At 61.0% G+C, this 12,958-nt stretch carries 14 protein-coding genes; 9 read left to right on the forward strand and 5 right to left on the reverse strand.

Features of this window, described 5'->3' with window-relative positions:
- Positions 1-118: 118 nt before the first annotated feature.
- From ACS3WB_RS10195 to ACS3WB_RS10235, 9 genes are all read left to right on the forward strand, one after another.
- A complete protein-coding gene (locus tag ACS3WB_RS10195) occupies positions 119-472 on the forward strand; it encodes a hypothetical protein (RefSeq protein WP_438275450.1) in 354 nt (117 codons plus the stop codon).
- Positions 473-626: 154 nt separating this feature from the next.
- Entirely contained in the window at positions 627-1,070 is a 444-nt protein-coding gene (locus ACS3WB_RS10200; protein WP_438275451.1) for a hypothetical protein, read from the forward strand.
- Positions 1,071-1,369: 299 nt separating this feature from the next.
- Entirely contained in the window at positions 1,370-1,624 is a 255-nt protein-coding gene (locus ACS3WB_RS10205; RefSeq protein ID WP_438275452.1) for a hypothetical protein, read from the forward strand.
- Between the two features lie 79 nt (positions 1,625-1,703).
- Positions 1,704-2,345 carry a hypothetical protein gene (locus ACS3WB_RS10210; RefSeq protein WP_438275453.1) on the forward strand — a complete coding sequence of 214 codons (642 nt, stop codon included), beginning with the start codon at positions 1,704-1,706 and terminating at the stop codon, positions 2,343-2,345.
- Between the two features lie 245 nt (positions 2,346-2,590).
- On the forward strand, positions 2,591-4,453 hold the full coding sequence (locus ACS3WB_RS10215; protein ID WP_438275454.1) for a caspase family protein: 1,863 nt from the start codon (positions 2,591-2,593) through the stop codon (positions 4,451-4,453).
- A 123-nt stretch (positions 4,454-4,576) separates the two neighbouring features.
- Positions 4,577-5,689, forward strand: a complete 1,113-nt coding sequence (locus ACS3WB_RS10220) for a thioredoxin family protein (RefSeq protein WP_438275455.1) — start codon at positions 4,577-4,579, stop codon at positions 5,687-5,689.
- 40 nt (positions 5,690-5,729) lie between these two features.
- Entirely contained in the window at positions 5,730-6,122 is a 393-nt protein-coding gene (locus tag ACS3WB_RS10225; RefSeq protein ID WP_438275456.1) for a hypothetical protein, read from the forward strand.
- Positions 6,123-6,421: 299 nt separating this feature from the next.
- Complete coding sequence (locus tag ACS3WB_RS10230; protein WP_438275457.1) at positions 6,422-7,318, forward strand: hypothetical protein; 897 nt, start codon at positions 6,422-6,424, stop codon at positions 7,316-7,318.
- A gap of 352 nt (positions 7,319-7,670) precedes the next feature.
- On the forward strand, positions 7,671-8,564 hold the full coding sequence (locus ACS3WB_RS10235) for a LysR substrate-binding domain-containing protein (protein WP_438275458.1): 894 nt from the start codon (positions 7,671-7,673) through the stop codon (positions 8,562-8,564).
- Here the strand turns inward: ACS3WB_RS10235 and ACS3WB_RS10240 are convergent.
- Genes ACS3WB_RS10240 through trbL form a run of 5 tightly spaced genes read right to left on the reverse strand, consistent with a single transcriptional unit; the run spans position 8,521 to position 12,956 of the window.
- Positions 8,521-8,778: a DUF2274 domain-containing protein gene (locus ACS3WB_RS10240; protein WP_438275459.1), complete on the reverse strand. Its 258-nt coding sequence runs from the start codon at positions 8,776-8,778 to the stop codon at positions 8,521-8,523. The two genes, ACS3WB_RS10235 and ACS3WB_RS10240, sit on opposite strands and share 44 nt — an antisense overlap.
- A gap of 2 nt (positions 8,779-8,780) precedes the next feature.
- A complete protein-coding gene (locus ACS3WB_RS10245; protein WP_438275460.1) occupies positions 8,781-9,932 on the reverse strand; it encodes a TrbI/VirB10 family protein in 1,152 nt (383 codons plus the stop codon).
- On the reverse strand, positions 9,929-10,906 hold the full coding sequence (gene trbG / locus ACS3WB_RS10250) for a P-type conjugative transfer protein TrbG (RefSeq protein ID WP_438275461.1): 978 nt from the start codon (positions 10,904-10,906) through the stop codon (positions 9,929-9,931). The genes ACS3WB_RS10245 and trbG overlap by 4 nt, the downstream gene beginning before the upstream one ends.
- Positions 10,903-11,592 (reverse strand): conjugal transfer protein TrbF, encoded by a 690-nt coding sequence (gene trbF, locus ACS3WB_RS10255; RefSeq protein WP_438275462.1) that lies wholly within the window; start codon positions 11,590-11,592, stop codon positions 10,903-10,905. The genes trbG and trbF overlap by 4 nt, the downstream gene beginning before the upstream one ends.
- Positions 11,589-12,956, reverse strand: coding sequence for a P-type conjugative transfer protein TrbL (trbL, locus tag ACS3WB_RS10260; protein ID WP_438275463.1), 1,368 nt, complete (start codon positions 12,954-12,956; stop codon positions 11,589-11,591). The genes trbF and trbL overlap by 4 nt, the downstream gene beginning before the upstream one ends.
- Positions 12,957-12,958 lie beyond the last annotated feature (2 nt).

Here is a 12,958-nt window from a genome sequence, read left to right on the forward strand (position 1 = left end):
TGCTCGCCGCGCCTGTCGGCAATCGGCGGAAATACCCGCCAATGGGATCTCCTAGCTTCTGCCCTCATGACAAGTGCAATGAAACGAGGCCCGGAACGATTTCGTGAAGCGTTTTCTGATGCAAACTGCCATTTTCATCATGATCGGGGTCGCACTACTTGCCGTGTATGGGATCATCCGCTCGCAATCGCTAGCCGCCTATCCCAACGCACAGCGTTCGGCTGCAGGCCTGCTCAGTCTCGCGGTCGCACTCTGTCTACCGGCAGTGGTCGTTGCGACGATCTCGACCATCTGGAAGAGGCTGCAATGGAGCACAATCGCGGGAGCGGTTGTAGTTCCGCTCGTTATCGCGGCTGCCCTGATAGCGGTCGCCACACCCGATCTCGAGATGATGCTGAGCTTTTGTGCAATCGGCGCGGTTGCCGCCGCCGCCAGCCACTGGCTCAGCAAAGAAATCCTGAAAGCCCGGTAACGCGATGAAGAACTGCGGGCATGAGCTTGGCCTTGGATCCGGAAGCCCGAAGTGAAATCGAATGCTCGATTGTTGATGCCGCCTGATGATCAAGAGCAGTTATCCGTGGAATTGCCTTCTTCGTTACCGCGTAGGTTTAATTCGGAGACAGGAGATGGGTTGCCCAGAAGATCACGACGAAAAGAGCCCGCCGACACAACACATGGCGGAGCAGCAACCGAATGAAGGTTTAGTGGATGTGGTTCGACGCATCAAAAATATCGTCGGCGACGATTGCGAGGAGAGCGACGCATTTTCTGCCTACAAGCGAATTGGATCCGTCGTGCAGGCGGTCGCTTTCCTTCGTGATCCCGTGAACGTCGAATATCGGCGCGTCAGAAACCTCGAGTACGCGGCCATCATGCGAACGGTTCTGGAGGAGGAATTTCAATCGCTGCAGGACGAATTGGACACGATGATTGAGGACAAGGACTGCGGCGAGAACGTGCCCGACAGGGAATTCCAGAGGGTCCGCGACAGACATGATAGGCTGGGAAAGTTTCTCGCCGGCTTGAAGCTTCTCGACAGCCTTGAGTTATCAAAAGGGCAAAAAGACTAGGAGGGTTCCGATTAGGTCTGCGAGCCAACCAGCCGTCCGCCGAAACGGGGCTGCTAGCTCGATAGGCGACATACCGCGTTGTTTCTGCCCAGCTTGCACCATATGCTTGGCCATTATCGGGTGCCTGCATTTCATCGTAAACAATACCGCCGAAGGCTCCGCGCGCGATAGCGCCACAACGACAGGCAATCCCCGGCAATCCAAGCGTCGGTGCCTTTCTGGTACGCGTCAATGACCGGTCTTCCCGACCGCGATCGAGATGAGGGAATACGAGGATGTCCACGAACGGCGGAAACGGATTGATTGTAGCAGTAGCACTCTATTTGCTGGCAGGCGCAGCGCATTACGGCGCCGGACTTGTCGCCTCGCCGTGCCGCAACGACAACGTCTCGATCTCTCGTTCGCTGTTCTGGCCGACCGCCTTGAACAATGATGTCATTACGGGCACCTCGTCCTTGAAGGATTTCGCACTATCACGCGATTGCCGCGACCAGGAGTTCATAAATCCGGGAAAGTGGAACGAATTGATGCGGCAGGCGCGCGGCCAGCGCTGACGTCGCCTTCAGGCTGGCCAGACGTGCACGCAGGAGGACAACTAGGATGGCCGACGATACAGAGAAGACGCCTATTCGCATGCGCAAGACGATCCATCTTGCCTCCCGTCATCCTTCGACGAGCGATGGGAAAGGGCCGACCTTGGAGCGCAAACGGAAGAACCGGCAAGTGCTCGTTGCTCGCCCGGCCGAAATCAGAACGGGACCGGAAGCCGAAGAATGGGCACGGCAACTAACGGCACGATCCGCGGAGGAGCGCGAGCGCGAGCGGAGAAACCAGCAGGAACTCGCTACTCGCAAGGCCGAACTCAGGATGCGGATGGAAGCCGAAGAGCGAGCCCGGCAAGAAGTGCTATTGGCGGGACGGTCCGTTGAAGAGCGCGACATGGATGCGTTCAGCGACAGGTTCGACCAAGTCGTCGAGCGACATCTGCGCCAGTTCAGCGCGGCGATCCCCGGCTTCAGCCTCGCGCCGCTCATCATGCCACCGGGAAGCCGCGCCAAAGGCTACGAATTCAGCTTCGACGGGATAACTGGGTGGGTCCAGCATAACCGCAGGGCAGCGTGGATTGAACGCGTCTCGCCTGGCCGGCGCGGGATGGACAGGACGTTGGTCGCACGTTGGATGGTCGACGATCTGACGACCAGGAATGTCGGCAAGGCCATCAAGGAGGTGCTCGGCATCCGCAGGCGTCGCGGCGCCGCGGATCGAGTAAAGTGACAGCTTGTCGAAGAGAGCTTCGTTTCGCCCAAGATGACTTCGTCTCTGTTGCGATAGGTAGAGGCGATTTCGGTGCCGGCGATGAAGGGTTCACTGGTCTCCTCCAGCCGAGGTGGCCAGTGGCTAGCTCGCTGACAAGACAAGCATTTTTGCGCCGCTTCAGGTCATTGCTAGAAAGCCCATTTCTGTGAAGTCAGGATTGTATTATCCTCGGTCGGTCCTTTTGGGAGGGCTGCCAGTGCGCCTTGCGGCTTGGCGACATCTTGATTGCGGACGCCGACGAGCCGATGACCACGCGCTTCTTCAATGTGACCTCAGAGAAAGCAACCGGCGAGCCAAAGGCCGTTACCCGCTTTGCTCTGGTTGTTGGCAACGATGCTTATACCAGCGCGCGCCTCAAAAATGCCGGTGCCGATGCGGCGCTCGTCGCAGATACCCTGAGACGGCTAGATTTTTCCGTGACGTTGCTTTGCGATTCGACGAAACCCATCCTCGAACGTGCTATCGTGGAATTCGGGCTGGCCCTTCGTCGCGCCGGCCGCAAGGCAGTCGGTATCTTTTATTTCGCGGGGCACGGCGTACAGGAGGCAGGGCAGAACTACCTGCTGCCTATCGATGCGGAAATTCCCGATACTGCGTTTCTGACGAGTGCGGCGGTATCCGCCCAAATCCTCATCGACGAGCTTGCCAAGGCGCCAGCGGCCGCGAAGGTCGTCATCCTGGATGCTTGCCGAAACAACCCCATTCCAAATGCCGTCCGTGCCACCCGCGATGTTCGCAGTGGGCTCGCCGCCATGCGCGATGTGCCGGACGGAACCCTGATCGTATTCTCGACCGCCGCTGATTCAGTGGCGCTGGATGCCGGCAATTCGAACGGTCCGTATGCAACCGCATTGGCCGCCGCGCTCGCCGCTCCGAACAAGTTGCTGCATGAGGTGATGTTCGACGTCTCACGAGATGTCATCGAGGCAACAGACGGTATGCAGCGACCTGCTCTCTTCGTGCAGGGCGTGCCGCCGGCTGTCACCCTCGTCGAGGCTCCCGAAAAATCCCAGACAGGGCGGCCCGGGCCTGAGATCATAGGTCCTGTTCCGCCCCCCAAACCTGTCCGATGGTGGACCAGGGCAGCGAAGCTCGGCCTACTTTTAGCTGCTATCGCGGCAGCCGTCGGCGCCGTGGCGCTCGTAGCCGATAGAACCGCCATTCAGCGCTTTATCAACGAGACGCCGCAACTCGCAGCCCCGTCCCAAGTCCGGCTCGCGCTGCCGTCCGATATCCGATCTGTCGCAGACAGGCTTGGTCTGTCGGATACCCTCGCCGAACTTATCTTCCTTCGTCGATCCCTTGCGTCGATAAGGTCCGGCGACATGGCTACCCTCCTGGCCTTGAAAGCGCTCGCAGACGCCGGCCAGCCGGCCGCAGGCCTCCAAATGGCGCTCCTCCTCGCCGAAGGGCGGCCGGGCCTCGCCATCGATCAGCCCGAAGCCTATCGTTACGCCCAAAAGGTTGCGGAGGACGGACAATTCTGGGCGAAGGCTCTGGCTGCAAAGATTCTGAGCGGCCCCCCCGACGCGATCAGAAGCGAGATCGGTTCGGCGCTGCTGCTGCTGGCCGCGGAGCAAGGCGATCTTCGGGCAAAGGCCGCTGTCGCCGATTATGGCCTCAAGATTCCCGCGGAGCCATCCGATCTTGCCGGGGCGCTCCGCGCCTTTGCCGGCGGTGACAAGGGACGAAAATTACGAAGGGCCGCACAGGAAGAGGTGGGCACCGGCCTTTATATCCTCGGACGTGCCTACCTCTATGGAGAATACAACTTCGTCAAAAACCCGAATGATGGATACGCCCTGCTGCTCGAGGCTGCTCGGCATGGAAGCGGCGAGGCGCTCGCCGTTCTCGCCTTCGCCTCCAGCGTTGGCATGGGTACCAAGCTCAATCCGGTCGAGGCCGCCGCCTGGGCGCGGCTGGCGATCGGCGACGACGCCAATGACAAGCAAACCGACGCGCTGACGCAGACCCTGAACCTGATGCGGATGGCCGCGAGCCGGCAGCGGATGGACGAACTCGACACGATCCTGCCCAAAGCGCCGGGCGAGGGCACACCGCGTTAGATATCTGAAGATATCTGAATGACCGTGCAATGACTGGCAATGAAGCCCAATCGGCTTCAGCTGAGCGGGAGCGTAACTGAAGCTCGGATATCCAGGTAGAGGCCAAAGATATGGAGGGACCTCTTGCAAAGCCTGCCATTCAGGCTCGTACTCGCGACCGCGCTTTCGCTCATCTTTTGCGTTTCGGGGATCGCCCAGCAGGCCAGCTACAAGCAGCCGGCGCTCATCGAGGCGCTCCGCCGAGGAGACGCCGGCCAGCTGGCCTTGCCTGACCCTGAACGCTGGATTGGAGCGGTGCGCGACAATTCGGCGAAAGCCACAGCCTCACCCGAGGAAGAGGAGGAGCGGGAACATTCGAACGTGGCGGCAAAGCTGATCTTCCGAGCCGCCTATGTGATGGCATTCGCTGAACGTTTCGCCGGCACCTGCCCACTCGCTAGACGGTTACCGACGGCAGAGATCAAGAAAAGCCTTAAGCAGATACGAGATTGGACAGCGCCGAGCGTCTCAGCTGCAACGACAACTCAGGGGGCAGACCTGACCGTCGAGCAAGAGGGACAGTTGCGCCTGAATCGTTTCATTCTGGACGGCGCCGATGATGCCGCAACTTTCCAGCGCCTCGTCCCCTGCGATAGCGTCGTCACAGGGCTTGTGAGCCGGGCACTGGTCGATTTGTTGTCGTCCCCCCAGCCGGCGCCGGCCATTCGACCCAAGCGCGTTGAGCTCATGCCTGATCCGACAGACGAGATTCCCGGCGTCCTGATCGGCTGGGAAACCGACATCATCAAAGCCCTGAAGGCCTCGCAGGCCGACGGCAAAAGGCTTCTCGTCTTCTTCCGGACGGCGTCCTGTCCGTGGTGCGACGCGCTAGCCAGAGAATTCGTGAACAACGCGGACCTCAACGCCAACGCCGGACAATTCCGCGCGGTGATAGCCGCAGTCGAAGCCGATCCGCCGAATGTCGCCTATGGCCTCCATCAGAAAATCGGTCTCGATGTTTTTCCGGTCATCTCGATCTTGACCTTGGACAAAGATGGCACCCTTGATGAACACAAGCGTTATTCCGGCTATTTCCCTGGACCTGATCTGGCCAAACGCCTGTCAACATTTCTCGGCAACAAACCTCAGACTGACAAGGCCGCATTCGACAAGATCCGTTCGGAGAGCCCACGCAAGCCTGCTTATTGCTGGAAGATCGAAACCTTCTCACTTTGCATGGCCCGGCTGAACCAATAGCAGGCCGCGTTTTCTACAATTTCATTGGAGGATTCCCAAGATGAGCGAAGACCCACACTCCGCGAAGCCAGACGCCCTTTCGTCCAAGCCGTTCTTCCGCCTAGTCGGTCTCTTCATCGTTACCATGATCGGTTTGGCAATCCTGTCTCACGAAATTATACCGCGCATTATCAAGGCCGAAGGAATGGACGTGACCGCTCCAACGGGATTGCTGCTCCTGCTCTATATTCCTGCCTATTTGTTCAGACATAGGCGATGGGCACTGCATCTTCTCGCCAGCTTGGCAACGCTAGGGGCAGTGTTGTTCACCCTCCGCTTTGGAGTTTGGATTCGGGACGCGCACGGCGTTTCGGATTGGACGACCGCTGTCGCGTTCATTCCAGCCATTGCGGGACTTGCGATTTGGCGATTCTTAGCGACCAAGAGCGGATGACGTTTGGTTTTCTAACTACACATGCAGTTAACCGGCGCTCTGGTCCTTCTCGCAAATAGAAAAGAGATTTAATCTGGGAGAATCGCAATGCCGAGACTCATTCCAGTCCTGCGAGAATTCCTGCAATTCGTGACGATAGCAGCACTCGCAGTAATCATGTCTTGCTCGGCGTCCGCGATGGAATGGAAGCTCGTAACAGATCGCCATGATCTGTGGTTCCATTACGGTGCAACTCTGGTCATCAAGGCAAGAGGAACGGTCGAGGCGCAGGACGCGCAGCGCAGCGCTTCGCGACGCTCTTGAAAAGCTCTGAAAGTGGAAAACCGAGAGTGGGGCTTCGTCCTCTTGTTGTGCTTGATTCGCCCGGTGGAGATCTACAAGGCGGCATCATGCTCGGAGCGGCGATCCGCAGCGCCCGCGTCGACACTGTTGTCGAGGAAAAGGCGATCTGCGCCTCAGCTTGTACCTATGCCTTCATAGGCGGGGTCGGGCGGTCGGTGCTCGGCAAGTTCGCGATCCACGCCGCCAAGCTTGTGGACGAGGTAGGCGACCGGGCCGGTGACAGCTACCAACTCTATTCTGCCTGGGTGATGATCTACACGCGCGAACAGATCGGCCGTGATGATATGGCGCACGAGGCATTGGCGTTCGGCTCCAAGGGCGCCGCCCTGCTCGACGATGGCCTGCTGCGCGACTGGAACATCATCACCATGGCATCCCGGCCGTCGCAGGCGATCGATCCGAGCCAATACAAATCGCTGATCTGTCCGCAACGCGTACGGTATGATATCGCAGCCGTCAGCCATATCGTCTGCAGCAGCATTGCGCTCGGCCGGCTTGATGTGCGAATGATCGCAGCTCTCGAGTCCCTTTCCGGCGAGGCGATGTTTTCGACCATCCGTGCCGAGCAGGCGCGCTGGAACGCCTATCGTGATTCATGCCAAGATCGCGATCTAGGCAGCGGCTTGGACAAGGCCAGAGAGCAGGCCTCGGCTCTGCCGCCAGCCAATTTGGACAAGGGCGGCTTGATGGGCCTTTTCCTGCAAGAAGGAACACAGCCGCGAGGACGAATCGGCATCGAGCTCTGCCTTGAGCAAGCCTATGGCGACCGCGTCACCGAATTGGAAGCGCTAGCGACATATTTCAAGATTGGCAGGCAAACTGACGTACAGAAGGGCTGGAAGGCGCCGAAATAGGCGCGCGCCTCATATTGAGGGCCATGACGTGGTGGCCGGTATAATCTTGAAGAACAGGTAATGGTGCCATGGGCGCTGCACCACGCGGTTTGCGTTCGACGTCTATCCTTCATTTGTAATCAACAGTTGCCTCTTCGATTGCTGACTTAGCCCGCATCAGAGACGCGACGCGCAATCACAGGCAACTGCAAGCAATGGATTTGATGCGGCCGCCAGGCACAATGCTTACCGTTAAACGTAAGTGCTGATAGAGCGGTTGGTATCCGAAATTGGGATGCCAATTTTTACTACCGACAAATCCCATGTTGTGGGACTCAGAAGATTTATAAACAGCGATCTATCGGATTAAGCGATGATTGAATTTCGTCAGATAAAATACGTTATTAAAGCGACTGAATACGGAAGCTTCCGCAAGGCGGCTTCAGCTCTCGGAATTCAGGAATCGGCGGTTAGTCGCCGTATTCGGGATCTCGAGGGGACGCTCGGCACCTCTCTCTTTCAGCGTCATAGCGGCGGCGTCTTTTTGACTTTGGCTGGGCAGCAATTTGTTCGCCATGCACGGAAGGCTCTGTGGCAACTCAGCCTGGGGGTGAAGGATGTGGCCGCTATCGGCCGTTCCGAAGATGGCTTCATTAAGATTGGTATTTTCTCCTCACTCGCGTCCGGATTTCTGTCTGATCTCTTGCGAGTTTATGAAAAGGAGCATTCGCGAGTACGGCTTGAATTCATCGACGGAGATCCAGCAGACCATGTATCGGCGGTTCGGCAGTTCCACCTCGACGTGGCGTTTATCACGGGAACAACCCAGTGGACCGATTGTACGGTCGATCAGCTTTGGTCGGAGCGAGTCTTTGTTGTTCTGCCGAGTAATCATCAGCTTTGCGACAAGCAAGAACTAAACTGGGACGATCTTTCAGGCGAACAGTTCATGGTCAGCAACGTCGCACCAGGCCCAGAGATTCACGACTATCTTATACAACGTCTTGCCGACCTTGGGCGCCACCCTGAGATTCAGGTACAGTATGTTGGAAGGGACAATCTGATTTCACTTGTCGCTGTCGGGCGAACCTTGACGCTCACGAGCGAGGCGACCATCGTAACTCAGATTCCGGGTATATCTTATCGGCCAGTGCAAAATGAAACCCTGCCGTTTTGTGCGGTATGGTCGCCGCGAAACGACAATCCTGCCTGTCGGAGCCTAGTCAGCTTGGCGCGATCAATGGCGCAGATTTCTCGGGCTGGGTAACTCCTGCGGAGCGTTTTGCCTTCGCGAATCCGCGATCCGTGGCGATGAAACGCTCCAGCATCGGCACGATGAGCTTGGCCGGCTCGACCGGCGCGCCGCCATCGGCCAGGATGCGCCCGTATTCCAAGAGATCGCGATGCAAGGTCGCCGGCAGCTCCAGCGCGATCTTCACCGGCTTATCGTCAGCGATGGGACCGAGTTTCAGCTTGGTCATGACTATCCCCTGTATGCTTCGAGTACCAGATCTCGCGTGACGACAATCCTGACGGGGAATCCCGGCCGGATGGTCAGCGTCGGCGCGACATTGAGCTGACGGCGGACGATCTGCTGACCAGCATCATTGATGGTGTCCTGCCCGCCGCTACGGATGGCACGCAGCAATCGGTTCTCGTCGCTGACGGCGAGTTCGGAGCCGACCGCGAGCAAGGTGGAAAGGCCAGCGGCCTTGGCGAGGTCCCACCAGTGGTAATCGACGCCGTCTTCAAGCCCAGCATAGCCTTGCGTGTCGGCGCCGGGCTGGCGTTCCAGCACGATGGAGCGACCGTTCGGCATGATGAGGCGATTCCAGACGAGCAGCACTCGGCGCTGGCCGAATTGCACGTTGTTGTCATATTGGCCGATGATCCGCGTCCCCTGCGGCACGAGCAGGATGCGCCCCGTGGGGCTGTCGTAAATGTTCTCCGTCACCTGCGCGGTGATCTGGCCTGGTAGATCGGAACGGATGCCAGTAATGAGCGCGGCCGGAATGACGGCACCAGCCTGGAGCACGAAGGGCGAGGCTGGCGCCATGACGCGATCCGATGAGGTCGTGCGGCGATCGACGGGCGCGTTCAGGAATGCGAGCTGCTTGTCCTGCGCCGTCTGCTGACCGGGCAGCCCTGACAGGCCCGCCGTGTCGAAGCCGGCAAGGCCCGGCGTTGGTGTTCCGGCCGTGGCCGGCGAACCCGCCCGCGACTGGAAGAACACGGTGCTGGTGCGGGCGGCCTCCTCCTCGGCGCGGCGGCGTTGCTCGGCTTCATCGACTACGGGCGCTGGAACGACAGGCGGTACGACGGGTTGGCCTGCATTCTGTGCGGACAGGATCGGCCGTCCGAGGTCGCCCGGCAGCGGAGGCCCGAGAACGGGGCCGGTATAGTCGCGTGGCAGGCCAGCGAGGCCGTCGGCGGGCTGCCGGTTGCCGGTCGAATACAGCTCCTCGCCCTCCTTGCCGGCATTGCGGGTCTGGAGAGCGTAGATCAGCGATCCGCCGATGCCGACCAGCGCGACCGCTGCGACGCTGGCAAGCACCTTGCGCGACAGGCGGGTGACGCGCGGCGGCTCGGCACGAAGACGCATCGGGGCGGCGGTATTGGTTGAGTTGTCGCTCATGATGACGGCCTCCCGTCGGTCCGGATAATGCGGACGGTCTGCTGGCGATCACCACTGCCAAGGCGCAGCTCGGCCGCGCCGAACAGGCGATCGACGATCAGGATGTGCTGATGGATGCGTGTATTGGCGATCTGCGCCTCGCCCTCCGGGCCGATGACGAAGATCGGCGGCATCTCGCCTTGCACGATGCCACGCGGGAACTCGACATAGACGCGGCGGCCGTCGTCATAGACCGCGACCGGCTTCCAGGGTGGATTGTCGCCGGTGAGGCCATAGCGATAGTTGCGCGCGGCGGCGGCCGGAATGACCGGCATCGCCGGCATGGCCTGCCGCTGGCCGGGTACTTGCGGATAAGTCCAGGCGACGGCGGGCATATAGGGCTTCTGGCCGGAGCGCAGTTCGAGCATGTAGGCGCGCCGGTCGGTGGTGACGACGAGATTGGTGGTGATGTCGGCCCGCGAGGGTTTCACCAGCACATGGACGCGCCGGGTGACGCCGCTACCGCTCTCGGTGTCGCCGATGATCCAGCGCGCGGTGTCGCCCGCCGCGATCGGGCCTGCGCCGGTCAGGCTTTCGCCAGGCTCGAGCGCGATGTCGGTGATCTGCCCAGGCGCGGCATAGACCTGGTAGAGCGCGCCATCCGACCACGGATAAATCTGGATGGCGTTGTAATAGCCTTCGCGGCGCGGCTGAACGCGGGCGGCGGTGTTGGCGTTCTCGACGCGGGCTGTCGGCGTGCCTGCGGCGACGCCTCCGCGTGCAGGCGTCCAGGCCGGTGGGACATGCAACGGCTTCGGCCGGTCATCGGTGACGGCGGCCGGAACGGCGGGCAAAGGCGGCACACTTGAATCGTAGCTGATCTCCGGCGGCTTGCTGGCGCAGCCCGCAAGCGCGCTTGCGGAAAGCAGCAAAGCCGCGATTGCGGATTTACGGAAAGACGGCGTCCCGCCTTTGCGGATCGTCGGCCCGGTCATTGGCTCATCTCCCGCGACCATGAGATTGCGTTGATGTAGATGCCGAGCGGATTGGCCTTGAGCCGTTCGGCGTCGCGCGGCGGTTGAACTACGATGGTCAGGATCGCGGTCCAGCGCTCGGTCGCGGAGAGTTTTCCGTCTTCGTAGCGACGCTCAGTCCAGGCAACGCGGAAGGAATCCACCGAAGCGCGGATGACACTGGAGGCTTCCACCGCGACCTGCTGCTTGCCGACCTTGGCGAAGGGGTCGTTGGCGCGGGCATAATCGTTGAGCGCGGCCGCGCCGCGATCGGTGGTCCATTCATAGGCGCGCAGCCAGTTCTGCCGGACGATGATCGGATCGGCTGGAATGCTCCTGACCTGTTCGATGAAGCGGGCGAGATGCCAGGCCACTTGCGGATCGGTCGGGCGATAGTCGGCCGTAGCGGCCGCGACGGTTTGTGCCTGGCCGAGATTGTCGACCTGCACCACCCACGGCACGACGGTCCCGCGCGCGGATTGCCAGACGAGCGCGGCGGCGAAGCCGGCCGACAGGATCAGCGATCCGAAGGCTATGTAGCGCCAGTTCTTCGCCTGCACGCGGGCCGAGCCGATGCGCTCGTCCCAGATTTGGGCGGCCTTCTGATAGGGAGTCTCGGGTTGCGGTGTCTTGCCGTAATGCGCGGCGGGGCGTCTGAAGGGGTTCATGAGCGGTCGCTTTCAGAGAGGTTGACGGAGGAGCCGGAGCCGTGGCTGTCGCCGGAACGGACGGCGTGAGCTGCGGCGCTGACGCCGTGACTCACTGCCTGATGGCGTTTCATGCGCCTCGCCCAATCGGGCGCGCCGCCGCGTACCGTGGCCTGGCTTTCGGCGGATGAGGCATCGACTGCAGAGGCTTGCCCGACCGTTCCCATGGTCGAGGAGCCGCCTGTCATGCTGAAGCCGGCTTTCGCGCCATCAGCGTTGCTTGATTTGACGCTCTCGCCGGCGCGGGCGGCGGCACGGCGTAGCGGTGATGCGACGGCAGAGCCAGCGGCGCGCGCGACGCCACCAAGGCCGGAGGCCACGCCGGATGCGCCAGACTGCCCGAGAGAACCAAGGGCGTAGGCTGACGAAGCGGCACCGGCGGCCGTGGCGCCACCACGAACGGCTGCCGCGCCGCCCGAGATGGCTGCCGTTCCTCCCTTGGCGGCCAGGCCCGCCGCTCCGGCGGCAGCCACTGCCGCGCCCCCGACGGCAAGGCCGGTTCCCACGGCGGCGCCCGCGCCAAGCTGTGGACCTCCGGAGACGAGACCATTGGCGATGCCAGGACCGAAGATGCCGAGACCGAGCAACGACAGTGCGGCCAGCACGATGGCCATGGCCTGATCGACGGTCAGCGTCTGCCCGCTGGCGCTCTGCGTGAACTGGCTGAACAGCGTCGAGCCGATGCCGATGATGACGGCAAGCACCAGTACTTTGATTCCTGACGAGATGACGTTGCCGAGCACCCGCTCGGCCATGAAAGCGGTCTTGCCGAACAGACCGAAGGGGATCAGCACGAACCCCGCGAGCGTCGAGAGCTTGAACTCGATGAGGGTGACAAAGAGCTGGATCGCCAGAATGAAGAAGGCGAGGATCACCAGCGCCCAGGCGAAGAGCAGGCAGGCGATCTGAATCAGGTTCTCGAATACCGAGATCCAGCCCATCAGGGGCGAGATCGCTTCGAGCAGCGGCCGAGCGGCGTCGAGGCCGGTCTGCGCGACCTTGCCGGGGCGCATCAGGTCCACTGCGGCGAACCCCGTTCCGCTTGCCTTCAGCCCCAACCCGGCAAAGCTGTCGAAGACGATTTTGGCCAGGTTATTCCAGTTGGAAATCAAATAGGCGAAGACACCGACGAACAGCGTCTTCTTGACGAGGCGCGCGATGATGTCGTCATCCGCGCCCCAGCTCCAGAACAGCGCCGCCAGCGTCACGTCGATGACGATCAGCGTGGTGGCGATGAAGCTGACCTCGCCGGACAGCAGCCCGAAGCCGCTGTCGATATAGCGGGTGAAGACGCCGAGGAAATTGTCGATGACGCCGCTCCCCATGC

This window comes from Nitrobacter sp. (assembly GCF_051535215.1).
Taxonomy (GTDB): Bacteria; Pseudomonadota; Alphaproteobacteria; order Rhizobiales; family Xanthobacteraceae; genus Nitrobacter.